Raw genomic sequence first — 24,415 nt, 5'->3', positions numbered from 1 at the left:
AAATTCGTGTAATTCGTGGACGATCACTTCGCTTTAAACTTAAAATAAACCCGGCCTTTCTTCGGTCCGCTGACCCATTTGGGCTGGGAGGATGGCCCCACCAAATCGGTGGCATTTACCTTATTCCTCACTCCCGGGATCACATCAAATACCGCAAGGCCCGTCTGTGGCAAGGTGTACAAAAGGGCATCCCTTCCATCTCTTGGGGAATACACTCCCAGATAATTGTCCGGCTGCTCATTGGCCATAAAGATCTCTCCCTCACTGGTCTGGAAAGCCGCCCAGTGCCAATCATTGAAATACCCTTTAAACTCAGGATAAGTAAAGGACTCTCCCGGAATAGGGTCATTGTAGTCATTGCCCCAGATGTCCAGTGTGGTTCCGTGGATACGGTTTTGCCACACCCGGTAAGGCCCTTCTCCCAACCAACGGATGGACCGGACATTTTGCTCAGGGTAATCAAAGGACACCCCCATCAGTTCTACCACCCCATTGTATGCATAAGCATAGTCCAACTGCAGCAATCCGCCCGGCTGAACGGTCCATACGACTTCCTGCATGGGGCCAAAGTACTTGGCGGTGATCAGGATATTTTCCCCAGCTTTTTCTGCTGTGATTCCTCTCAGCACCTGCTCCAACTGGATTTCCTTATAAACCCGGTCCATACCTTTTTCAAACTCCGGATCTACCGTTCCATCTAAAGTACGGTCACCCCTCCTTGCTGCAACAAAGCGAGGACCTCCATTAAAGGAAATGGTTTTTCCTGCTTCTTTTACTGAGGCAATTTTTCCGCTTTCCCGGTTGAATACCAGTTCTAGTTTTCCGGAAGTGACCGTATAAGCAGTAGAAGATTCCTCCAGCTGTACCTCTCCCTTTCCGGCGGTCAAATATTGTCTTTCCTTTTCCCAGGTAAAATGCCAGGTCCAGAGCTCCTCTCCCTCCGGATTTTTAGCCGTTACATAAAGTACGTCCGCTTCCTGCCAATTTCCCTGTAAAGGAATTTGTATGCTTCCGGTTTCATGGGGTGCCACATCCGGTCCCTTAAACTGACCGGACTTGATGGCCTTATGGCCGCTTCTACTCTCCTCTGGAGCATAAAAGTCCCCTAAAGACCATTCAAAAGTACATTCGTTCAGATTGGTAAAATCATATCGGTTTTCCACTTTCAAGACTCCATCAAAGTCAGCACTGATCCTGTCCTCCTGCATCACCATGACCGGTGACCAAACTTCCTTCACCGTAAAGAAGCTTCCTTCCTTTTCATGATGCGGGCCTACAATACCATCTGCTCCGTAATTTCCTTGGTTATCAATTCTCCCATCTTGATCAGTTCTAGCAATCCCCTCATCGGCAAAAACCCATAGGAAACCGCCCCCACTTCGAGGATGATTTCTCATCATCTCCCAATAATCGTGAAGTCCAGCCCCGTGACCACCGTCATACAGGCCGTGCAAAAACTCCGTGGGCATGAAAATATAATCGCCCCTAAAGTATTCCTGTGTCTCCCCATAAGAACGGTAATGCATGGACTCTATCCCACTCAGCAATTGCTGCGGGTGCAAAACAGGCCGGTTCTGCGGGTCCCATTTGGCAAACTCATCATCCAATTCGGTGTTCCAGCCTCCCTCGTTACCATTGTCCCAGAAAATCACACTGGGGTGGTTTACATCCCGGGTCACCAGCGATTCCACCAGCTTCATCCCGATGTTTTCATCATAATGGCCATGCCAGCCCCCCAGCTCATGCAATACATACAATCCCAATTCGTCACAGGCATCCAAAAATTCCGGATCCGAAGGATAGTGCGAAAGCCTTACCGCATTCATGTTCATTTCCTTGATCAGCCTGGCAGAGGCATAGTTCAGCTCTTTGTTCAAAGTCCTGCCGGATTCCGGCCAGAAACTGTGCTTGTTCACCCCTTTCATCAGTACCCGCTGCCCGTTGATATAGATACCATCACTGGCCTTCAGCTCAATGGTCCTGAAACCAAAACGGTCTTTGGTCTGATGGACCAGTTGATCCCCGTCAAAGAGTGAAAACTCAATATGATAAAGGTTGGGAGTTTCGGCAGTCCACAAGTCCACCCCTTCAAAGGCTCCTTCAAGCACCGCTTTATCACCTCCTGCGGTAAAAACGCCTTCTAATGGCTTTCCAATGGCTTTTCCGTTTTCGTCGGTAAGCTTAGCGACCACTTTAAGGTCCCCATTATTAGCACTGCCCAGATAAACTTCCGCAAGAAAGCTTCCATCGGCCTGGGCATCCACGGCAGTACGATCGATAAACTTGGCAGGAAAAGCTTCCAAGAATACCGGGCGGAAAATCCCGCCAAAGTTCCAGTAGTCAGCCCTTCTTTCGGCCAGGTTGACGCTAGCGTTCTCTGATTCCTTGCTCACTGTCACCTCCAACAAATTCTCCTTGCCATATTTGAGGAGGTCTGTGATATCGTATTTGAAGCGGTAAAAAGCTCCCTGATGCTTGTTCCCGGCCGATCGTCCGTTGATCCTCACTTCTGTATCGGTCATGGAACCATCAAAAACAATCCTTACGATCTTGTTTTCCCATTCCTGGGGCACTTCAAAAGTGTATTTGTAATGGCCTACCTCATCGGCGATGCCGTCTGGAAAAGGCTTGCCATAAAATTTGATACCGTACTGGTATTTGCCATAGCCTTCCTGTTCCCAAACTGAAGGCACATTGATCGTGCTCCATTCTCCACCTTTCCTACCTCCCGACACCATAAATTCCCATTCCTTGGTATCCTGATAGCCTGTACCGGAAAGGTATTGTTTCTCCGTTTCCTGAGCACTTAACTGTGAAGCTGAAAACAAGGCTGCCAGGCCCAGAAAAAGTTGATGAATGCTTTTTGATTTGATCATTATATTGTATTTCTAATTATTCTTAGTTTTTTATCCACTGATAAATAGGATAAATCCAGATATCTTTTATATCCCCTTTATCATTCGTGCTAATGCGTAAACCATCTCACTGATCCTCGTTTGTAACGAGGATTTACGAATTCCTATAACCATCTGTATCAATCTGTGTTAATCCGTGGACCATTAAAGCGCCTTGTACTTCACCACATATTCCATTCCTGCCTCTAAGGCCAACTCATATTCATTGTCTCCCACTTCCTTGATAGTTCCTTGGCTGCTCTTGGGCTTAGACTTGCTTTTAAACCTCAAAACGCCCTGGCCTTGGTCAGCTGAAACCTTGATTTCTTTGGTCGAGCAATGCACTTCGATCTCTCCCTCAGGTGTTGGCACTTTGCCTTCCATCCATTCCAATCCTCCCAAAGCGGGGCTGATTTCATACATTTTATATCCCTCGGTCAGCGGTTTTACACCTAAATAGTACTTCCCGAACAGGTAAATCGGGCTGGCACCCCAGGCATGGCAAAGGCTTTTCCCATAAGGCCTCCCGTACATGGCCAGATGCTCTTCACCAGATTCTTTTGGATCATATTTCTCCCAGAAGGAAGTAGCCCCCAGATCCAGCATGTCGCCCCAGTAGTCCCGGATTTCATCCAGCACAAATTCCTGCTCGCCCATGGCGCAAAGGGCCTCCAGTTCATAAAAACGCATATAGGGAGTCGTTATCTGCTGCACCTCATCGTTCAGAAGTACCGACTGTTTCACAGCCTGTTTTTGCTCCTCGGAAAAGTAATCGAAGAAAATCCCGAACATATTGGCGTAGCGGGTCACATTGTCCAACACCTTACCATCCACCCTTTGGTGCATGATCGCTTCACGGTCCTCCGACCAAAAGACCTCAAATAGTTTTTTCTTCATCTCATCGGCCATTCTTTGGTAGTTGGCCTGGCCTTCCTTATCTCCCGCAATTTCTGCACTGACAGCCATCGCTTCCAGGCTTCTGGCCAATAGCATCTGCTCAAAACTCACTTCTCCCTGCTTGCTCAGTCCATCCGCCCAGTCAATGAAAATCCAGTCGCCCGGCAGGCCTTCCATCATACCGTTTGCATTGCGGCGCTCCAAACAAAAATCCATCATGCTGACCATACGCGGATAGAAGTTCTTGATAAACTCAGCATCCCCGGAGTACAGGTAGTAGTCGTAGATACCCACAAACCAATAAAATGAATAATCCATAATGGTATTCATATGGCTGGAGACAGGATCCTTTCCTCTCAGGGCCAACAGTGTCCTGCGGACGGAGGCATTGTCGAAAAACAGGTAATAATTCATCAGGTAACTCTGATAAGCATCCCCCGACCAGATCCAGCGGTCACGCTTGATACCGTCCAGAAAGAACTCACGGGTATTCAGGTGCATGGTATATGCCGATACATCCCAAATCTCGTTCAGCAGCTCATCAGAGCTGTTCCACTCACCGCGGTATTCCACGGGCAAGTATTCATACAACATGGAAACCGAATCATAACTGACACCGGCATCATGCTGGATCTGCACATAGCGGAAGGCTTTGGAATTCTCCAGCGTATGCTCGGCAGCTTGGCTGCCGTCCAAGATCACATGATCCAGTGTTTCACAATAGGCACTGTCCATGGCCTCCTCTTCGGATTCCCCATAGTAAATAGAAAGCTTGCCTTCCCCTTCCAGCCCATGGAACTTGATGTAACCAAAGGTTTCCCGACCAAAATCCACCAACTCCCCCTCTCCAGCGGCTTTCACCTCCTGTGCATACTGAGGGGTGGTCGAAAGTCTGAATTCGGAAGGAAGTGTTTCAGGGCTATCAAAATTCCAGCTTCCCACCGCTTCCCAATTGGTACCTGACTGGTCAGAAGCCTTCCCGGTTTCGTCTATCCATTCTTTATCTTCAAAGGTCACTTTCCAACTATCATCGGTGACCAGGTTTTTTCCCTGAATAAAAACTGCAGGCACCCGTTCCTGGTTATACACCTTGATCACCATGCTGTGCTTTCCAGCAGGGATCTTCACCTTTTTAGGATTTCCATGAACCTGTTGTCCATCAATTTGCAGTTTGAATTGTCCTTCTGTATAAATGGAAACCTCGTCTTCTGCAGGCAGATCAAATTCCTTTCTAAAAGTCACCAAAGCATAAGGACTGTAATAGCGCCATAAGGGAGGCAAAAAAGCACCCCGCTCCGTCCTTCTGGCCTGCATCTTATTGCTCAGCCAAATTTCGTAATCTCCCGGATACCAGATCCAGGTAGCTTTGGAGCTGCTATTTTGTGCGTAGCTGAAAGAAGACAGCATACAGAGCACCAACAGCAAAAAACTATGATAAAATTTTCGGTTCATCATTAAAGGTTTATTGTTTACAATCCCAAATAGTTATTCCTTTTACAAAATGAAGGAATCTTTTCGGTTCTCTATCCTGCACAGTCCCGTGCTTTTAGTATTGAGTAGTTAGTCTTGAGTATTGAGTATGGAGCCTCGACACTACTTATAACACGTTAAGCACTCTTTGCTCTTTATTCTTGATTATTTTATCTAGCTACTTGATACTTCAATCTTGATACTACAGGCTGTACTGGACAGGCTCAATACCCATCGTACCTGGGGGCACCCTTGATACAACCCGCCCCCTCGCACACCCCCTAGCCCCCTATAGGGGGAAGGCCTGTGCTCTGTCAACCGACCTAAAGTGGTAGACTTTTTGACTGACGGGACAATTCTTTTGATTTGATTTCCTGTCCAAGCATCAGCTTCATACTTGATCCCTCTAACTCCTTCGTACCTCCTCATTGGGATCCTTGTTCTTGATTCTTTTATCCAGCTACTTGATACTCCAATCCTACTACTACAGACTTTATTGAATTGGCTAAATACTTATCGCGTCTGGTTGCAGTACTCGGATCAAACCGACTCCCCGCCCCCTAGCCACCTATAGGGGGAAGGCCTGTGCTCTGTCAACCGACCTAAAGTGGTAGACTTTTGACTGACGGGACAATTCTTTTGATTTGATTTCCTGTCCATGTATCAGCTTCACACTTGATCCCTCTAACTCCTTCGTACCTCCTCATAGGATCCTTGTTCTTGATTCATTATTCTTTTATCAAGCTACTTGATACTTGATACTCCAATCTTGCTACTATAAGCTGTATTTGATGGACTCAATACTAAATACTCTATACTCAATACTCCCCACTATCAATGTCCATTAAAAACCACATACATCCCCACCATCACAATGATCAGGGCGATCCACAGCCACTTTACCTTGGCCGGAAGTTTTGGAATTACTCCATAATCCAAAGTACTTACATAAAGCGCTTTGCCTTTACCATCCAAAAGGGAAATCACCACAATCAATACTGCCAATAGAACAAAGATGAAAAAGGACAGCAAAAGGAAGTGGGGCCAGAAATGATAGATTTCATTGGGGAAAACCCAGAGATAAAGTACCCCGATCCCCATACTGAGGATGGTCCCAAAGATCAGAATGGTATTGGCCACCCTGGTGGTGGTCTTTTTCCAAAGTACCCCAAAAAGGAAAACCACCGACATCGGAGGAGCTATAAAGCCCAAAATAGATTGAAAAACATCAAAAAGGTTAAGCCCCTTGATGCTGTCTATGGCCAGGGTCATAAATATGGCGATCACCGCTCCCAAAACCGTTACTACCCTTCCTATGTTTACTATTTGTTTTTGGCTGGCATCAGGCCGGTATTTCTTTACATAAATATCCATGGTAAATACCGTACTCAGCGCATTCAACGCCGAATCGATAGTACTCACCAGAGCAGCGATCAGCACCGCCATGACCAAGCCGGTCATGCCCACTGGAAACAGTTTGGTCACCATGGTCATATAAGCTTCATCAGGATCATCCAAATCAGGGAAGAGCACATAACACATGATCCCTGGCAAAATGAACAAGGCTACATCCAAAATTTTCAGCCAGCCGGTGAAGTTAGCACCCAATTGACCTTCCCGCAGATTTTTGGCTCCCAGGACCGACTGCACCATGGATTGGTCCGTGCACCAAAACCAAACCCCCATCACGGGATATCCCAATGCAATGGCTATCCAGGGATAATTGGGATCCTCTGCCGGAAGGAGCAAATTCCAATATTCGGGGGGAGTGTTGGCCACCAGTTCACCTACGCCTCCAACATGATAAAGCCCCGTCAGCGTCAGTGCCAGAGAAACCAGGATCAACAAGACCATCTGGAATACATTCGTATAGGCAATTGCCTTTAGACCACCGGCAATGGTGAAAAAGGAGGCAATCAACAATAAAAGCAGTACAGAAAGCCAAAGCGGCAGGTCAAGCATCTGCCGTACCAATATGCCTCCTGCAAACAGGGTAAGCGACAACCAACTGACCAATACCGTCACAATGGTGTACCAGGCCAATATATTTTGGGTGGAGTCCCCGAAACGTTTTCCCATAAACTCCGGCAAGGTCTGTACCCTTGCCCCCAAATACCGCGGAGCAAACACCACCGCTAGCAAAAAAATAAAGATAAAAGCGTACCAGGCAAAATTACCGGCCACCACCCCGGTGGTATATCCTATACTTGCCGAGGCGATCAGCATGGATGGGCCTACATTGGTTCCCCACATGGTAAAGCCTATGCTGGGCCACCCCAGGGAATTGCCGGCCAAAAACAGGTTTTCATCACTGGCCCGTTTCTTTCTGAAACTGACCCAGTAACCTATGCCGATCAACGTAACGAGGTACAAACCGACCACCGCAAAATCCAGTGGCTGTAATATTTCATGAATTTCCATGATAATTTTTTGGAGTGCTTCTTAAATTTATGATTTAACCGTCATTGCGAACGTAGTGAAGCAATCTCGTTTTAGAGCAAAAGATTGGCTACCTCTTTTAGCCTACCTGCAAGGCAGGCGGAAGGTGGCCTCACTTCACTATAGGTCCGTTGCAATGAATTGTTGAAATATGTTCGAGATGACTCATTACCAATTTTGAATTTCATCCCATAGATCTTTCCAATCAGGATTCATCGAATTAATTAATTCCTCCTTCTTTTTACGGTTACCGCTTTTTATTTGCTTTTCTCTATTAATGGCTTCTTCAATGGAATGAAAAGACTCATAATAAACTAGTTGGTTTAAATTGTATCGAAAGGAAAAGGATTTAGTGTCTTTCCCCATTTTGTGCTCATATATTCTTTGTATAAGGTTTGATGTAACACCTACATAAAGTGTCGTGTGTCGCTTATTGGTCAATATGTAAATGCATCCTCCTTTTTCCATTTTTTCCAGTTGGTCCTAAAGTTAATCGTCACTGCGAGAAATTAATATTTTCTTAAAAGTAAAGGAGTAGAATGACAGTTGTAACTTCTCTTCGTCATTGCGAACTTAGTGAAGCCCGCCTCTCGGAGGGCAGGCAATCTCCTATCATTAAAGCGAGACTGCCGCGTCGTACCTCCTCGCAGTGACGTTTCCTTTCAATTGTAGCCTACCTAGCAGACTGGGCGGGGAGGCAAAACGAAGCAGTCTAGTCTTCGGTAGCCGGAATAGCTTCTCCGCCTTGACTTATCTCAATGACGGAAAAGCTAAACAATCTCTACTTCCAAAGCTGGGATCGCTTCATTGCGCAATAACTCCATACGTGATGACAGTTTCACCACGTCATTGCGAACGTAGTGAAGCAATCTCACATGCGATAGACGAGATTGCTTCTCTTGCAATGACGATTCCAATATGCTAAGCCGGTACTTCTTTTTTGCGTTCACCTTTCTCTATAAAAGGCTCTGCCCAATATAAGGGCTCTCCTCCTTCTTTCAAGATAGGCTCGGCGGAATACTGCAGTAACAAGACCCTCCTGGATTTACCCGTGGTATTGGAGCCACTGCGGTGGAAACAGGTACTGGAAAACAGGGCCACATCACCAGCTTTCAAGATCGCCGGCACCCCTGGATTATCCCCAAAATAGCCTATTTTATCATTAGTACCTTCCTGTAGTTCATGATCGATGCGATTTTTAGTACCGGCATCCTTATAAGGCAAAAGATAAACTGTTCCATTTTCCTCGGTCACATCGTCCAGGGGACACCAAACGGACAAATAAGGCTTATGCTCAAAATCCAGGTAGCCAGAATCCTGGTGCCAGCTGAAGGTCATCCCCTTATCCGCTGCCTTGACCACAAACTGCTCCAAGAAAAGATAAACATCCTCTCCAAGCACCTTCCTGGTGATTTCCTCCATCTGTTCGCTGAAGATCAGGTCCTGCATGGTCTCACTGTCCTTGTACCGCAAAGCGATAAAGTAGCGCTTCCCTTTGTGGTTGATTTCATCGACCTCCACACCTTTGCGATCCATCTCATCATCCTTCTCCTTCATAAAGCGCTGGCATTCTTCCCGGAGACGCTCCAAAAGTTCCTGTGGGATTACATTTTTCACAATGCAAAAGCCGTCCTCCTTGAACTGCTCCAATTGCTCGTTTGTCAATACAGTTTTCATGTTTTTTAGGTTATTATTGTTTATTGGTTAATTGTTTGTTCTATGCGTTTCATTCGACATGGTGAATGTCTGGACTTTGAACTCGAGGTTGCTGAACTGGGCTTGCTGAACCTGGTGTTGCTGAGCCTAAGGTTGCTGAGCCTGGGTTGCTGAGCCTGGGGTTGCTGAGCCCGTCGAAGCATCGAAGCATCGAAGCATCGAAGCAATTGCTTCTGCCGGGTGTAGTTTGCAACTACACCCCTATTAACTAAAGGATTTACCATCCCAATCCCCTCTATACTTCCACTCCGCGCTTCAGATAACTTTCCAGATCGTATTCCTCCATCACATCCGCTACCTTTTCGGGCTTACCGGAAAGCAGACTTTTCTCCATGGTTTTCAACAATGCTATCGTCCCTATCCCTTCAATCAGGTCTGGGAAAGCCACAAAATCATAATTGATGCTGTCGGCAAAGTGCTCCAAATAGTTATTGTACTCCCCGGCATGGTGGCTTTTGCCTTCAAAGCGGAAATAATGCTTTGACTTGTGTTCCCAGGTCACCACCTGCTCTTCTCCCGTGCTGTCGGTGATCGCATACCTCAGTTCCATATAGTCCCCTTGGCTGCTGCCGTCCGTGCCCCGAAGTATACAGCTCATCTCACTGTCCCTCATAGCGGGCTGCACCGGACCGGAATAGGCACCGGAAACCCGGGCTATTCTTCCATCCTTTGCTTTATAAATAAAATGCATGGTATCCGCATTCTTCAGTCCCCCTTTTTGGCCGTTGGCGCTGAGCATGCCATAGCCCATCACCTCCTCTATCTCCGGCAAGTACCAACGGATAAAATCCACCGGGTGGCTCAATCCTCCATAAAGCCATTTGAAGGAAGATTCCAAGGCCCAGGGCTTTTCCAAAAACCAGCGGTGATCGGCATGGTAATATGCTTCCATGGTGATCAGTTCACCGATAAGGCCTTTCTCAAAATCCGCCCGCTGACGCTTCATGGGCTCAAAGAACCTACTGCTCTGTCCCACGAACAAGCGCTTACCGGTCTTGCGCTGAAGGTCGATCAGCTCCTTGGCATCCTGCAAATCGTCCAACAAAGGTTTGGTGCACACCACGTGCTTTCCATGCTCCATGGCCATTTTGATATGGGTCGCATGCAACTTATCCGGGGTATAGATCCCTATGGCATCGATCTCCGGATTTTCCAGCATGTCCTCATATCGGGTGGTATACTGATAAAAATCAAATTCCTTTGCTCTCTTTTTACACACTTCCTCATTGCGGTCACAGACCTGTACAAGCTCAATTTTCTTGCTGTTCAATGCTGCCGAGATCGTACTGCGGCCCTCTCCCAGACCCAAAATCCCTAACCTAAGCTTTCCTTCCTTTGTCATTTTTTATAGATGTTAGATGAAAGACACAAGACATTCGACAGTCTTCTGTATTCCATTAAATGCTTTTCATAGTTTCCCAACCATCCCGCATCGCTATAGGGATGGTGGACCTCAAATTTCAGCTTGTGGCTCTTTTCCCAACCTGCACTAATGGCCTGAATCCTTATAAAAGAGATACGGGGCTGAATATTACATTCCAGATCCCTTTGAATGAGCTTCCAATCTCCAACTCCAAGGAATGCTCCCTGTTCATTTGGTCTGTGCATTGGATAGCGTCAGGATAGATGGGGATCGACGCCCCTTCCTTCACCCAAACGGGCATTTCTTCAAGGGGTATATCTTTCATTTTTATCCACTGCTTGCCTCTTTGTTTTTCCCCGGTAAAGAAATTCACCCAGTTTCCTTCAGGAAGGTATACCTCCCGATGGTTTTCGCTGTTCATCACCGGTGCCACCAAAAAGGCCTCTCCAAAGAAGTATTGGTCGTCCAAGTGCCAACACATGGGATCATTGGGGTAATGGAGCAACATGGCCCGCAATACGGGCATGCCCGACTGCGTCGCTTTTTGGCTTTCTTCCAGGATATAGGGAAGCAAGGCATAGCGCAGCTTCCACCATTTCCGGACAGTGTCCGCAATATTGGGATAATAATAAGGCTCCCGCTTGGAAGTACCGTGATAGCGGATATGTGAGGTAAACACCCCAAACTGCGTCCATCGCACATAAAGATCATCCGGGATGACCGAATTCATAAAGTTCGGCACCCCATGGAAACCCGGAACATCATGGCTCCAAAAGCCAAACCCCGACAATCCAAGGTGAAGCCCTCCTTTCAGCGATCCGGCCATTCCGTCCCAACTGGCAGCTGCATCACCTCCCCAGTGGAGAGGATAGCGCTGACAGCCTGCCCAGCCTGCTCTTGCCCACACAATGCCCTCTCCGGCCACCTCTTTGGTCACCTCAAAGGCTGCCTTTTGGTAAAGCAGGGCATACAGGTTATTGAGGGATTCGGCCGGCATGTTATGATAATGGGCATCCAAATGGATCTCTTCTCCGAAATCGGTTTTGATACAGGTTACCCCCATTTCAAGCAGATTTCTCAACAGTCCCTTGTACCAATCCACTGCAGGCTTGTATGTAAAATCTATGGTCCCTGCATAATCAAGGGCACTGAAATTCGAACCTCCTTGGGCCTTGGTCTCTTTGAGTGGACCTATATAATTATTGGCCTTGGCCTCTTCATGCTGTTCTGCTTCGGACGCGATATAAGGCATTTGCCATAAGCTTACCCGATACCCCTGTCTTTTTAATTTTTGTATAAAACCCTTTGGAGTGGGGAATCTCTCTGGATTAAACTTCCACTCACAAAGCCAGTCGGTTTTAAACCAGCCGGTATCGAGGTGAATAACATCGCAGGGAAAATCCTCTGCCCTCAATCGGTCACAGATTTCTTCCACTTCCTCGGCCGAAAAATACGTCATCCGGCTCATCCAAACCCCAAAGCTCCATAAAGGAGGCATGGCAGGGAAACCGGTCAACCTACGGTAATGGAACAAGATCTCCTCCGGGTTTTCTCCACCGATCAAAAATACATCCAAGAGCGGTTCTTCCACCAAAAGCTGGACTGAACGCGTGGAATGGTCTGCCAGGGAAATTTTACCGTATGCACTGGTGTGCATAAACACCCCATACAATTCACTGGAAAGGTAAAAGGGAATATTTTTGTAGGTTCTTCTATTGTTAACTCCCTGCCCATCCTGGTTTTTCAGCTGGAAAGTATGTCCTGAAAGGTCCATTTTGGCAAAACGCTCTCCGGTGCCCACGAATTTTTCGTTGGGTCTCGCATGAAATGACATCGTTGCTCTTTGGGGAATATCCTCCTCCGTGATCATGGCCAGTCCCATGGCATCCGGGCGAGCCGGAAAAAACTGGTCATAGCCATTGATACTGACAGGCTTTTCTCCATCAGGATAAAATGTGGCCTGAAAAGCTCCCTCTGGCGCCGGTAACAGGTCACTCCAATGATCAATTGCCGGATCTGAAAGGTCTATTTCCGCACGTACCCTTTGCTGTTCATCACGGATTACCCACTTTGTCTCCTGTTTTTCGAAGTCCAAGGCCGTTTCCACCAGATCATCCGCAAATTCCAGCATGGGAGAGTCGTTTTTGGCCTTCTTGCCCATTTCCGCTGAAATCCGCAGGATCTTTTCGCCAAAAGCCCTAAGGACCAAGTCAAAATTCAGTAGCTCCCCCGTGGGGTCTGGAGCAATATCATTGGAAAGCTTTTGGCAGATAAAGGGAACCGTAATCCGCAGCCCCAGGCCATCCTGCTTAATTGCAACAGGCTTTCCCGCCCTCCATAGACGGCTTTGGGCAGATTTCCCCTCCAAATCAGGATCGAAATCCAAAAAGTCAAAAAGCTGGTAATTCGTTTGTTTCATGATCTAATTATCAATATTAATTTGGAGAGACCTGATTACTATCCTGTTCTCTCAGGGTAAAACCAGGTTGGGCCGGGGCAATCTGCACCCAGCCCCAACCTGAGTTTCTTATTTACTCAAACCCTGGATTTTGCTCCAGGTTTGGATTGGAAAGTACATCCGCAGGAGGAATAGGGAAAATAAGGTATTTGGCCGTAGAAGGTTCCTTCAAGGTCCAAGCCCCTAGAAATTTTCCAAAGCGGACCATATCCTGTCTTCTATGTCCTTCCCAGAACAGCTCTCTACCCCGTTCGTCCAGCAGCACCTCAGCATCCACACTGCCCAATGGGCCAATATTGTTTCTTTCCCTCACCTCATTGACAATTTCCAATGCAGGGTTGGAATTACCATTTCGCCAAAGCGCCTCGGCTTTCATCAACAGTAAATCCGCATAGCGCAGCAAAACAATATCATTATTGGCAGCTCCTTTGTTTTCATAATCCGGTATATATTTCACCGGTCGGTAACCGTTCCAGAGCGTTGCCCCTACAATGGTCGGCACTTCTTTGGTGAAGACTACATTGGGGATGGGATCTCCGTTTGCATTGTACTGCTGTCCGGCCAAGAAGCCCGCATTGTACCCCCGGGCTTTGGTTATCGGGTGCTCATAATACCTGCGCACATCACTTTCCTCAAAAAGATCGTAAACTTCAGGAGTCGAACAGAAACCGTTCCAGCCACCACCATTGGGCAAGGTCATTTCCGTAGGGAAAATGGCATGCCACCAAACCCACAACGAATGCGAGCGTACACCGCCATTTCCTTCAATGGTAAATACCAGTTCGGAAGAAGCATTATTATTGTCGGGCTCAAAACTGTCCCAGTAAAAATCAAGGCTTTTACCCTGTATAGCGTCCACATTGGCAATTACTTTGTCCATGTCAGCAGAAGAAAACTGGGGATTTTCCCTGTTCTCATAAACCGCCCGGTTCAAATAAAGCTTGGCCAATAAGCCCCTGGCAGCATTTTGCGAAGCCCTGTAGGCGGGACCACTGGCAGGTAGGTCTGGCAAAACCTCTTCTACTTCCTGGATGATAAAATCCGCTGCCTCCACACCGCGGAGAACTGTTGACGGCTCAAGGAGATTGTCCCCGGGCTCCCTAAAGGGCACCTGATCAAACAAGTCCAAAACCGAATACATAAAGAAGGCCCTTAGAAACCTGGCCTCAGCGGCCAATGCCTGATTGGGCTCAAAAGAAAGCACATTGGTGGCATCAAAAATCCCTTTGTTCAGCCCCCTCCAAAGGGAGGATATATAAGGATTGGTGGGCACCCAGGTATGGGTATGCAGCTGCCGGTAAACTCCGCCATTGTCCCATCCCGATGGACGCGAAGGCACTACCGCCGCATCCGCCGAAATTTCCTGGAACAACCAAACACAACCGGCATGCTGTATGTACCGGCTGTCAAAGTCACGGTAAACGGTTTCCATCAAGGAGGAAAAATCCACGTTTGCTTTTAGAAATGCCTCTGCCTTGTCCTTTGGCAAATTGGAATTCAGGTCTTCTTCCAGGTCCGTACAGGAAAAGAGGGAAGCCAAGGCCAGTGTATATACTAATGATAATTTTTTCATGTTTTTGGATATTTTGGGTTAGAAGGATGCACTCACGCCTAACATAAAGGTTCTGGCAGCAGGATACGGAGCGTACTCTATTCCAAAGGATGGCACTCCCCCTACGGCACGGTTGGTATTGACCTCTGGATCAAATCCGCTGTAATCGGTGATCAAGAAGAGATTTTGCCCGGTAAGTGACAGCCTGAGACCGCTCAAAACATTGCCTATGGCCCCTACATCATAGGTTACCGTGGCATTTTGAAGCCTTAGGAAATCGGCATCTTCCAAAAACCGGGTAGAAACCACATTGGCATTGCCCAGGTTTTCGCTGCCCAAACCGATCTCAGAAGAGGAATTTCTTCCCAGACCAAAGTTGGCCGCCGTCAGATAGGCATTGGCGGTATTGTTGTATACCTGATGGCCAAGGGCCCCGTTCATGCTCATGTTGAAACCTAATTTCCCATAGTTTAAGCGGGTATTGAACCCTAAGAGTACATCGGGATTGGGGTTTCCTACGAACATCTCCTGATCGGAATATTGGGCAGATCCATTCTCATCAAAGCCTTCAAATACCAACATCCTGAATACGTTCAACGGCTGATCGTTCACCAGCTGCTGGGAATTGGAACCTCCCCCCAGACCGTTTCCGTTGATCTGTCCGGTCAGCACCGGGGCACCTTCATAATCGGTCAATTGGTTGTTGAGATAGGTGGCATTTGCTCCTATTTCCCACATCAGTTTGTCTGATTCCATCACTACCGTGCTTAACATCAGCTCCACCCCTTTATTTTTGACAGTGGCAGGAATATTGGTCCAAAACTGTGCTGCAGGAGCAGGCTGAATGGTGGGTAACTGAAACAAAAGGTCGGTGGTTGCTTTGTCAAAATATTCCAAGGAGCCCATTAGCTTAGAGCGGAACAGTGAAAAGTCCACCCCGATATTGACGGTCTCTGTCGTTTCCCATTTCAAATCGGGATTGGCCACATTGACCAGTGAAATCTGCTGGTTGCCAAAAGCGTATCTTTCCTGAGAGGCTCCGGCAGGAAATTCCTGATTACCCGTTTTACCCCAGCCCAATCGCAATTTCAGGTTATCCACCAAAGAACTCCCTTTCATAAATCCCTCCTCGCTCAGGACCCAAGCTCCTGCGAAGGAGGGGAAATAGCCGTATTTGTTGTTCTCCCCAAATCTTGTGGAACCGTCAGCCCTCATGGTACCGGTGATCAGGAATTTATCCATGAAACTCATGTTTAACCGTCCAAAAACCGACTGAAGTTGGTTGGTAGGATCCCTGAAGCTACTCACCCCCACATTGTCACGGGAAGGATTTTGTAAAATATCCGAACCCAAGAGGTCAAAATTGGTAAAGCCCCTGGCCGTAATATTACTGACATAGCTCTTGTAATCCTGGAATTCATAGCCCGCCAGTGCATTGATCCTGAGGTTTTCCCATTCCTTTTGATAATTCAGGGTATGCGTCAAGGTCCGGCTGGTAAGCGCGGAAGAATTGACCACTGCTAAGCCCAAATCCGTGATGGTACTCAGAAACAAATCCCCGGAGGTATCCACTTGCCGGTTGCCTTTGGAATGGTTGACCCCTAAGCTGAAGCGGTAGTCCAGCCCTTCAATAATTTGATAAGTGGCCGCAAAGCTCCCTAGGATATTGGTAATATTACTTTTGTCATTATAATAAGCGATCAAGGCTGCCGGATTGGTAGGCAGACCATCCACCTCATTGCCTGCCTGGTTATACATCCGCTGGATAAAATTCCCGTTGGCATCCCGGAAAGGAACGGTAGGGTTCCACTCGATGGCATTCCCGATCAAACTTCCGTTTACATTGGAGTCCTCCGCTACCGGAGCGCCTTCTTCAGCAGTATTGGAGGCGATCACACTGATGTCCAGTTTCAACCGATCATCAGGAAGCAAGCGATAGCTGGAGGTATAGTTGGCCGTGTATTTGGTCAGGCCGCTTTCCTTAATGATTCCCTCCTGGTCATGATAGCCCAATGAAAGCCGGTAATTATTACGGTCCCCACCACCGCTGATGCTGAGGTTCAGCATATTGGTCATGGCCGTTTGGGTAATTTCATCAAAAGCATTCACTGAGGCACCTCCATTATTTTCTTCTGTTCCCCGATGGGCCAAGGCCCTTCTGTAAGTATCGGCATCCATGATATCAGGACGACGGGCAATGGTGCTGACACCGGAACTTAAGTCCAAGTTTACCGAGGGTGCCCCCGATTTGCCTTTTTTGGTGGTGATGATCACCACCCCGTTGGCACCGCGTGAACCATAAATGGCCGTAGCAGAGGCATCTTTCAGCACATCGATGGATTCGATATCATTGGGATTGATAAAGTTCAAGGGATTGGAACCTTCGGTGCTTCCCAATTCCCCGGCCGTGGCACCGGGCTTGGTATTACGGCCATCCAAAGGCACACCGTCCACCACAAAAAGGGGCTGGTTACCGGATCTTACCGATGAATTTCCACGGATACGAAAGGTCACTTCCCCTCCCGGAGCGCCACTGTTATTGACGATATCCACACCGGCTACTTTTCCTTGGATCAATTGATCAGGGGAGACATTGACACCTTTGTTAAAAGATTCCTCACCCACGCGATTGACGGCCCCGGTCAGGTCCCGTTTTTTGGTGGTGCCATAGCCTACCACAACTACCTCGTCCAGACTTTGAACATCCTGTTCCAAGTAAATATCAAGGTAAGACTGGTTGCCTAGGGAGACTTCCTGCGACAGATAGCCCACAAAAGAAACCACCAGTGTAGCAGCATTATCCTCTAAGGAAAGCTGAAAAGCCCCGTCCAAATCGGTAACCGTACCGTTTTGTGTCCCTTTGACCATAATATTGACCCCCGGGATAGTCTGGCCGTCCGAGGCATCTTTCACCACTCCGGAAATGCTTTTTTCTTTCCGTAGCAGATTGACGGTCAGTTCAGGTTTCGGACCAGTGTTACTGGTCAGTGCTTGGGCCGAGGGAAAGGCACTTAGAGACATCCCTGCCAGCAATAAGAGTAATTTTGGATTCATTGTTTTGGATATTTTGGGTTAGCAATTCTTATCCTGTCAGAGAAATCACATTGGACGCTTTTTCCCTGATCACTTACCCAAATACCAAATAAAAAAAATCAATTAAAGACAAATAAAAACAACGGTCGATTTTATAAACACCAATTATCAAATCGACTGTACATGTATTTAAAGAATATTATCAGCACAGACAGCTTTTTCGCAGAACATCTCTCAACAATTTCAATTAAAAAATTTCTATGGGCTGGCAATACTTCAAGGCTAGGCCCACTACGGACCATATTTCTTTCTTGCAAAAATGTATGCTCCTTACGCTGGCAGTTGCACCCCCAAAGGGCTGTCTCATAAGTCATGACTGGAATTTGTTTACCAAATATTCTATGGGTTTAGAATTTTTAATCGCTTACAATGAAGCAATTATAGACATTGTCTTGGGTAGATTTCTTAATTGAAATCTACGGGTTTTGGCGGCAAGTTGTATGCTCTCTTGGTATTAATCCGGCCAAAACATGACCCTTAGCATAATACCTTTGCCTGGGGCTGCCACCCCAGGCTATAATAAGTTCGCCCCTTTGGGGCGGCCCCTTTCTCCACCGACTCACAGTCTACAACAAAATATTATTTGTGTAGGACTCAGAGAAATCTACTAATGAGACAGACTCCTTCTCAGCTTCCCTTTCACTGTTGTTTAGCTAAGGGATTAACTGCGAAATCAGCGAGATCCGCGGGAGTCAGTTTAAGGATCTTGGAGCTACTGGTATAATTGGTTAGTGATGTACCTTCGAATCCACCTACCACATCAAAATGCCCCGCATCATCCCCGCCATACCAAATAGCCAAGGTATATGATATAGACGATCACAAACAAAATACCCTGCCAAGAGCTTATTTTGGGCTGTCGCCCCACTATTACCGCAAATACCAACAGGGTGCTGGCCAAGGTAATCATCAGGATATCCATATTGGAGGCCACCGTAAAAGGGAGGGGAGTAATCACTGCACTGACTCCCAGAATCCAGAGGATATTAAAGATATTGGACCCGATGACATTTCCTACCGCTATGTCCACCTGTCCTCTTCTCGCGGCCACTGCCGAGGTGACCAATTCCGGAAGGGAAGTCCCAACCGCGACCATCGTCAAACCGATAAAAGTCTGGCTAAGCCCGAACAATAAAGCCATTTCAATAGCTCCATCCACCACCCACTTTCCTCCTATAAACAGGGACAGCACCCCAATGGCTATATAAACCAAGGACTTGGTTTTGGGAATGATATCGATATGCGCATTGGAATCCCGTATATCTTCCATCCCTTGTTTGGACTTGGAAACAGCATAGATATAGATCATAAAAAGACCAAAGAAAACGAGTAGAATCACCCCATCCGCCCTGCTCAAGGCCAGTCCCGAATCATTGTCAAATAGATTGGCATTGGCCAAAAAGCCCACCAGAAAGGTCGCCGCCAAGGAAATGGGGATTTCGGTATAATAGATACTCCGCTGAATGGGCAGGGACCTGATCATGGCCGAGATTCCCAAAATCAACAGGATATTGGCAATATTGCTTCCAAAGATATTGCCTATCGCCAATTCTGCATTGCCCTGAATACTGGCCAGAAGGTTAACCACCATCTCTGGCATACTCGTCCCAAAAGAGACAATGGTAAGGCCGATAACCAACTCCGGTATCCGGTACCTTTTGGCAATGGAGGAGGCTCCGTCCACCAGCCAGTCGGCCCCCTTTATCAATAAAAGGAAGCCAATGACAAACAATGCATATACCATCCCGAAAGATACAATTAAGTAGGCAGATTTTTAGCAGTTATTTCTTCCCCCAACTTCGCTGAATGTCAGCAACTTCTTCCCCCACTTCACTTTCGAGACGAGAGACCAACTCTCGGTCAGAAAGCAGTTCGGTTTTACTCAAATCAGTGTTGATTAAAAAGTCACGGAGTTTTATAATAAGCGCTTCATTTTTTGCATCAACTATGGACTTGGCCTTTTGATAGAACTGCATTTGAAACCACTCATAGTTCTGAGGAGACAACTTTTGCACATACTTTTCTTCAAAGTCGGTAAGCGTCTTAAAGGTGGCCATCCTATCGCCCGACTGTAAGACAAATTCAGGATAGGTATCCATTAACTCATAGGTTTCTTCGCCTTCCTCCTTCATGAAGGAATACATGCACAGGTTGGCAAACAATTCTTGAAGCCACTTCCTTTGGGGCTTGGTTCCTTCCACGAAATGGTATAAGTGGGCCAGTTCATGAACCGATAAGACCTCTCGGTAAAAGAGGTCCAAATCGATGTTTTCTCCATATACCGGTTTTAAAGAAGCCCAATACTGTTCAGGCAACTGCCTAATCATTCCTTCTACTTCTTTTGAAATAATGGATTTTTCTAAGCCCAGAATGACGTTACCTTTTCCCGCCTGTGGCAATCCTGGCGGTGGGAAATAAGCATGGTTTTGCCATTTGCGGTTTTCAATTAGAAGGACGGCAAATTCCAGATCCATTTGAAAAGTATTGTCAAAATACCGCTTGGCCTCGTGCAGCTTTTGCAGTGTTTCAGTGGGGGGAACAATGGAATCATTTGAAACCAACGTTTGAAAAGCATAAGCTGTTTCCAGCTCCACTAGTCCATCATGAAAGGAAGTATCAACCCAAGATCCCTGGGCCCGCAATGGCGTGGATAGTAGCCCCATAAAAATCACCGTAAAATGGATAAGGAATAAATTACGCATAATGTCATATTTATATTCAACAAGCCTAAATGGTGAACAACATGCTGGACTTTTACCCAAACACACCTCCTACCTGAAGTCTACCCATCAAACTTCTTAGGTGTAATTCCCTATTTCATTGCTCGGTAAAAGGCGTGAATCTTCTAGTGCTGCCTTACGATGTCCTGCATTTTTCAGATAATCCCCATTTTGGGCAAACTCCATAAATTTCAAAACAGATGCATGTTCGACCAATAACACCGCATCCCATTCTTCGGTATTGGGCCCGATGAGAAAACGGTTGCATTTACCGTAGTAAACGATCCGGCTGCCAGCTTTCTCCAATTGGGGCACCGTGCTGTCCAAATACTTTTGGTAAGCCTCTTCCCCACTGATTTCCAATGCAGGCTTCAATGCTTCAAAGCCTGTGTAATCGGCCCTGGCCCTAAACTTCAGCAAATTCAACATCACAACCTTTCCTTTGTTGTGAAAATTTTGGTAGAACTCTTTTCCAGCTTCAGGCCTAGCATCGATGTATTTACCCATAGTTGCGTTTTATTTTATCATAATAACACCCAAGCAAAGCTTTAATTTATTAAAAAAATTTTATTCTTACCTTCTTTCTTTTTACTCCATAAGTCACTGCTTAGTTGACTTTTGGCTATTGCCCCGTGGTTTTCACTCTGGAAATAGCCAACTACCTCAAAATTTCAGCTGTTGCTGAAATTAACCTATCTATTTTTTCTTGGTCATAAGCGTCATTGTGTGCAAGGTCAAACTTTCCCTTGTCATTGTCGAAGTAATTGCCACCGCTATGGGTAAACTTCTCTAAATTGGCCAATCGGTATAAAATATCAGCACCTTTATCCGCGGAAGACCAATGATGGCCATAAGCTTCCTTCACCATTTTTGTATTTAACAAGGACCCCGGGTTGACCGCCACCGTCATGATCTCCGGATGTGCTTTCTCAAAGGAAAAACTCCACATCGTCAGTGCCAATTTGCTTTGGGCGTATGCTTGCTGGGCAGACAATCTTTCCCCGCCCTTCAACGCATCAATGGAAACAGCAGCCTGCGCCGCTGAACTTAAATTTATTACCCGCGGAGAAGCGCTCTTCTTCAGTAGCGGAAGTAAGCCCCTTGTCAATAAGTAAGGGGCTAAAAAATTGACCGCAAACCGTATATCAAAACCATCATCATTGGTCTCAAAAGGACTGTTGAAAATTCCTGCATTATTGATTAAAGTGTCTATTTCGGACACTTCATCCGTTATTTCAGCTAGCATTTTTTCAACATTTCCAACCTCTGAAAAATCCGAAACAAAACCAGTAATGTTCTCATTGTTTGAAAGCTTTTTAACTTCAGATATTGCTACCTGAAGTTTTTTGCTGTTTCTTCCATGTAATAAAAGTTTATGACCATCCTTTCCCAATTTAATGGCCGTCAATTTGCCTATGCCATCTGTACTTCCTGTTATTACTATTGTTTTCATGATACAGTGATTAATTTTCAACAACTACTTTTCCAACGGCCTTTCCACTTTCGAGGCGACGATAAGCGTCTCCCACATTTTCCAATAAGAATTGCTCTTCATCCAGCAAAGGCTTGAGCTCTCCAGCTTCTATTATTTTTGTAAGCTCACGTAAAATTTCTCCGTGTTTTTCCCTTTGAAAATTGTGGAGCATAGGAATAAGCATAAATACCACATGTAGGGACAATCCTTTAAAATGGACAGGATTTAAATCAAGCTCCAGCAAGGAAACCGTAGTAGCCACTTGACCATTTAGTGCAGCAGCCTCAAAGGAGTTAAGCAGGTTTTTACCTCCTACCGAATCAAATACAATATCAAAGCCCTGCCCCTTGGTATATTTTTCCACGTAATCTCCGACACTTTCTTTCTTATAATCAATGGAGGTCACCCCAAAACTTTCAATGATTTCCAGTTGTTTTTCTCCGCCTCCTGTCGAAAAGACGCTGGCTCCAAAATGTTTTGCCAGCTGTACTGCAACATGGCCCACTCCTCCAGCACCACCATGCACCAATACACTTTGTCCTCTTTTTACATTGGCGCGGGTTAAGCCTTCATAAGCAGTAATTCCCACCAAGGGGAGAGCAGCAGCTTCTCGCAGAGATAGGTTCTTTGGCTTGTGCGCTATTAATCTGCTGTCAGCTGAAATATATTCAGCCAAAGTTCCTTGCAAATCTGCCAAACCACCTGCACATCCGTACACCTCATCCCCAACGGAAAATCCCGTCACCTTAGCTCCTGTTTTTTCCACGGTCCCAGCAAAGTCCATTCCCAGGATAGCCGGCGTATCTGGCGAAAAAGGCAAATTTTTCCCCATATTCTTAATCATCGTATCAACAGTATTAATGCTGGATGCTGAAATTTTCACCAATACTTGGTTGTCTCCCAAAATAGGACTTACTACCTGTGCTAATTCGAAATTCGCTTTTTCACCGTATTCTTTTAATAACATTGCTTTCATTTTTCTCTATATTTTTATTACTATAATTTTTATAGTTGCAAACTTAATTATAGTAATATATCTTTGCAATAACGGTCAAAAATGACAGTATACGGTTATGGAAACTACGGAACCAAAAATGCTCAAATATAGAGGCAATGAATACCCCTGTTGTGCTAGCTTAACGATGGGAATTATTGGTGGAAAATGGAAAACAGTTATCCTCTACCATTTAATGAATGAAAAGTTGAGATACAATGAATTAAGAAAATCAATGCCCACTGTTACCGAGAGAACGTTGAGCTTGCAACTTAAAGCATTAGAGGAAGATGGCTTGATCAAAAGAAGGGTTTACACCTCAAAACCACCATTGAAAGTAGAGTACTCCCTGACGGATTTTGGAAAAACATTAATCCCACTGATCCAATCAATTGCTGATTGGGGTGATTTTGTGGTTGAAAACTATTCGAGGTAGCTCTAAGTTTGCACGGCACCCTGCCCAGTTACAAAATCCGTATCATAGGGCATTTTCTTTTTGCCGTCAATATGGAGTCAGTAGTTTCATTAGATAAAATAGCGTTTATAAAGCCAGTAAACCAAATACCCAACGGCAATCAATCTGACTGTTATACTAAAAACTGAATGCTTTACTTGCCCTTTTTCAAGAGTCAAAGGAAGTTGTTGCTGGCTTGTCCATTCAGGATTGAACTGCATTCCGAATTGATAATGTTTATGGTCCGTCGTTTGTACTTTTAGAACTTGTCCACCACCAAACAAAGAGTTGATTTTCATCAATTCAGCAGTCGCAATAGTGTCAAGCGGAATTGTCCACTTGCCGCAAACAATTTTCTTGTCTGTCAACATAACAACAGCCCTTTGTGAAGTCACCCAGTCAATTCCACGCTGAATGTCTTGGTTTCTTGTCTTTACGGTACCTTTACTTGCGTCTGCTGCTAAAACTTTTTCGTTGGGATTACTAAGTTCAAACTTTCTTCTTACCCGACCAGTCCTGTAAATTAAGTCAACAAATCAATTTAATAACTGATTTATCATTGTCGATATGTAGTCTTTTGAAATCCACTCTACTGGTTGAGGCAGGCAGCTTTGAGACTTTGGCTTATTTCTTATCCGAATCAGCTTTTTAGCTGCTTGTTTGCTTTGCTACTTCGGTTTGCAAATCGCTCTGCCATGTTGCTTGGACCGTGTCAGTGGATTATTATTTCATTAAAATTCTTTTTCCAGTTCTTTTTTATGAATTCCAAGCGATGCTTGTCTATTACCCTATTTTTGACGGCTTTCTCCAGTACTTTCAGATACAGCTTCTCAGTTAAATCCATTGTATCTTTTGCAGGTTTATTCCTTCCCCGGAAATAAAATGAAGGCC

At 46.0% G+C, this 24,415-nt stretch carries 16 protein-coding genes; 1 reads left to right on the top strand and 15 read right to left on the bottom strand.

What is annotated here, in order from left to right:
• Positions 1-23: 23 nt before the first annotated feature.
• The 14 genes from ACYVAA_RS12210 to ACYVAA_RS12145 all read right to left on the bottom strand — a co-directional run bounded on the left by ACYVAA_RS12210 (position 24) and on the right by ACYVAA_RS12145 (position 23,052).
• A complete protein-coding gene (locus ACYVAA_RS12210) occupies positions 24-2,876 on the bottom strand; it encodes a glycoside hydrolase family 2 TIM barrel-domain containing protein (RefSeq protein WP_460542021.1) in 2,853 nt (950 codons plus the stop codon).
• Between the two features lie 183 nt (positions 2,877-3,059).
• Positions 3,060-5,246 carry an alpha-L-rhamnosidase-related protein gene (locus tag ACYVAA_RS12205; protein ID WP_460542019.1) on the bottom strand — a complete coding sequence of 729 codons (2,187 nt, stop codon included), beginning with the start codon at positions 5,244-5,246 and terminating at the stop codon, positions 3,060-3,062.
• 849 nt (positions 5,247-6,095) lie between these two features.
• Positions 6,096-7,682, bottom strand: a complete 1,587-nt coding sequence (locus ACYVAA_RS12200; protein WP_460542017.1) for an SLC5/6 family protein — start codon at positions 7,680-7,682, stop codon at positions 6,096-6,098.
• Between the two features lie 186 nt (positions 7,683-7,868).
• Positions 7,869-8,168 carry a GIY-YIG nuclease family protein gene (locus ACYVAA_RS12195; protein WP_460542015.1) on the bottom strand — a complete coding sequence of 100 codons (300 nt, stop codon included), beginning with the start codon at positions 8,166-8,168 and terminating at the stop codon, positions 7,869-7,871.
• Positions 8,169-8,621: 453 nt separating this feature from the next.
• Positions 8,622-9,377: a phytanoyl-CoA dioxygenase family protein gene (locus ACYVAA_RS12190; protein ID WP_460542013.1), complete on the bottom strand. Its 756-nt coding sequence runs from the start codon at positions 9,375-9,377 to the stop codon at positions 8,622-8,624.
• A gap of 274 nt (positions 9,378-9,651) precedes the next feature.
• Positions 9,652-10,758, bottom strand: a complete 1,107-nt coding sequence (locus ACYVAA_RS12185) for a Gfo/Idh/MocA family protein (protein WP_460542012.1) — start codon at positions 10,756-10,758, stop codon at positions 9,652-9,654.
• A 163-nt stretch (positions 10,759-10,921) separates the two neighbouring features.
• Positions 10,922-13,198 (bottom strand): glycoside hydrolase family 31 protein, encoded by a 2,277-nt coding sequence (locus ACYVAA_RS12180; RefSeq protein WP_460542010.1) that lies wholly within the window; start codon positions 13,196-13,198, stop codon positions 10,922-10,924.
• Between the two features lie 112 nt (positions 13,199-13,310).
• Positions 13,311-14,810 carry a RagB/SusD family nutrient uptake outer membrane protein gene (locus ACYVAA_RS12175; protein ID WP_460542008.1) on the bottom strand — a complete coding sequence of 500 codons (1,500 nt, stop codon included), beginning with the start codon at positions 14,808-14,810 and terminating at the stop codon, positions 13,311-13,313.
• 18 nt (positions 14,811-14,828) lie between these two features.
• Positions 14,829-17,843 (bottom strand): SusC/RagA family TonB-linked outer membrane protein, encoded by a 3,015-nt coding sequence (locus tag ACYVAA_RS12170; RefSeq protein ID WP_460542006.1) that lies wholly within the window; start codon positions 17,841-17,843, stop codon positions 14,829-14,831.
• An 814-nt stretch (positions 17,844-18,657) separates the two neighbouring features.
• Positions 18,658-19,626, bottom strand: a complete 969-nt coding sequence (locus tag ACYVAA_RS12165; RefSeq protein WP_460542003.1) for a sodium:calcium antiporter — start codon at positions 19,624-19,626, stop codon at positions 18,658-18,660.
• Between the two features lie 37 nt (positions 19,627-19,663).
• A complete protein-coding gene (locus tag ACYVAA_RS12160; protein WP_460542001.1) occupies positions 19,664-20,584 on the bottom strand; it encodes a hypothetical protein in 921 nt (306 codons plus the stop codon).
• A gap of 96 nt (positions 20,585-20,680) precedes the next feature.
• Positions 20,681-21,109: a DUF1330 domain-containing protein gene (locus tag ACYVAA_RS12155; protein ID WP_460541998.1), complete on the bottom strand. Its 429-nt coding sequence runs from the start codon at positions 21,107-21,109 to the stop codon at positions 20,681-20,683.
• Positions 21,110-21,260: 151 nt separating this feature from the next.
• Positions 21,261-22,055 carry a Rossmann-fold NAD(P)-binding domain-containing protein gene (locus ACYVAA_RS12150; RefSeq protein ID WP_460541995.1) on the bottom strand — a complete coding sequence of 265 codons (795 nt, stop codon included), beginning with the start codon at positions 22,053-22,055 and terminating at the stop codon, positions 21,261-21,263.
• A 10-nt stretch (positions 22,056-22,065) separates the two neighbouring features.
• Entirely contained in the window at positions 22,066-23,052 is a 987-nt protein-coding gene (locus ACYVAA_RS12145; RefSeq protein WP_460541993.1) for a zinc-dependent alcohol dehydrogenase family protein, read from the bottom strand.
• Positions 23,053-23,149: 97 nt separating this feature from the next.
• On the opposite strand from ACYVAA_RS12145, the gene ACYVAA_RS12140 reads away from it, so the two are divergent.
• Positions 23,150-23,506, top strand: a complete 357-nt coding sequence (locus ACYVAA_RS12140; protein WP_460541991.1) for a winged helix-turn-helix transcriptional regulator — start codon at positions 23,150-23,152, stop codon at positions 23,504-23,506.
• Positions 23,507-23,595: 89 nt separating this feature from the next.
• Here ACYVAA_RS12140 and ACYVAA_RS12135 read toward each other — a convergent pair whose 3' ends face one another.
• Positions 23,596-23,895 (bottom strand): hypothetical protein, encoded by a 300-nt coding sequence (locus tag ACYVAA_RS12135; RefSeq protein WP_460541989.1) that lies wholly within the window; start codon positions 23,893-23,895, stop codon positions 23,596-23,598.
• Positions 23,896-24,415: the final 520 nt, after the last annotated feature.

This window comes from Echinicola sediminis, assembly GCF_054777495.1.
Note: the sequence above shows the minus strand (reverse complement) of the source record. Positions and strands in the feature narration are given on the sequence as shown.

Coding starts and splice junctions, on each gene's coding strand:
- ACYVAA_RS12175 (WP_460542008.1), bottom strand. CDS start 14,810: ATGAAAAAATTATCATTAGTATATACACTGGCCTTGGCTTCCCTCTTT.
- ACYVAA_RS12210 (WP_460542021.1), bottom strand. CDS start 2,876: ATGATCAAATCAAAAAGCATTCATCAACTTTTTCTGGGCCTGGCAGCC.
- ACYVAA_RS12195 (WP_460542015.1), bottom strand. CDS start 8,168: ATGGAAAAAGGAGGATGCATTTACATATTGACCAATAAGCGACACACG.
- ACYVAA_RS12150 (WP_460541995.1), bottom strand. CDS start 22,055: ATGAAAACAATAGTAATAACAGGAAGTACAGATGGCATAGGCAAATTG.
- ACYVAA_RS12190 (WP_460542013.1), bottom strand. CDS start 9,377: ATGAAAACTGTATTGACAAACGAGCAATTGGAGCAGTTCAAGGAGGAC.
- ACYVAA_RS12140 (WP_460541991.1), top strand. CDS start 23,150: ATGGAAACTACGGAACCAAAAATGCTCAAATATAGAGGCAATGAATAC.
- ACYVAA_RS12145 (WP_460541993.1), bottom strand. CDS start 23,052: ATGAAAGCAATGTTATTAAAAGAATACGGTGAAAAAGCGAATTTCGAA.
- ACYVAA_RS12180 (WP_460542010.1), bottom strand. CDS start 13,198: ATGAAACAAACGAATTACCAGCTTTTTGACTTTTTGGATTTCGATCCT.
- ACYVAA_RS12205 (WP_460542019.1), bottom strand. CDS start 5,246: ATGATGAACCGAAAATTTTATCATAGTTTTTTGCTGTTGGTGCTCTGT.
- ACYVAA_RS12185 (WP_460542012.1), bottom strand. CDS start 10,758: ATGACAAAGGAAGGAAAGCTTAGGTTAGGGATTTTGGGTCTGGGAGAG.
- ACYVAA_RS12200 (WP_460542017.1), bottom strand. CDS start 7,682: ATGGAAATTCATGAAATATTACAGCCACTGGATTTTGCGGTGGTCGGT.
- ACYVAA_RS12170 (WP_460542006.1), bottom strand. CDS start 17,843: ATGAATCCAAAATTACTCTTATTGCTGGCAGGGATGTCTCTAAGTGCC.
- ACYVAA_RS12135 (WP_460541989.1), bottom strand. CDS start 23,895: ATGTTGACAGACAAGAAAATTGTTTGCGGCAAGTGGACAATTCCGCTT.
- ACYVAA_RS12165 (WP_460542003.1), bottom strand. CDS start 19,626: ATGGTATATGCATTGTTTGTCATTGGCTTCCTTTTATTGATAAAGGGG.
- ACYVAA_RS12155 (WP_460541998.1), bottom strand. CDS start 21,109: ATGGGTAAATACATCGATGCTAGGCCTGAAGCTGGAAAAGAGTTCTAC.
- ACYVAA_RS12160 (WP_460542001.1), bottom strand. CDS start 20,584: ATGCGTAATTTATTCCTTATCCATTTTACGGTGATTTTTATGGGGCTA.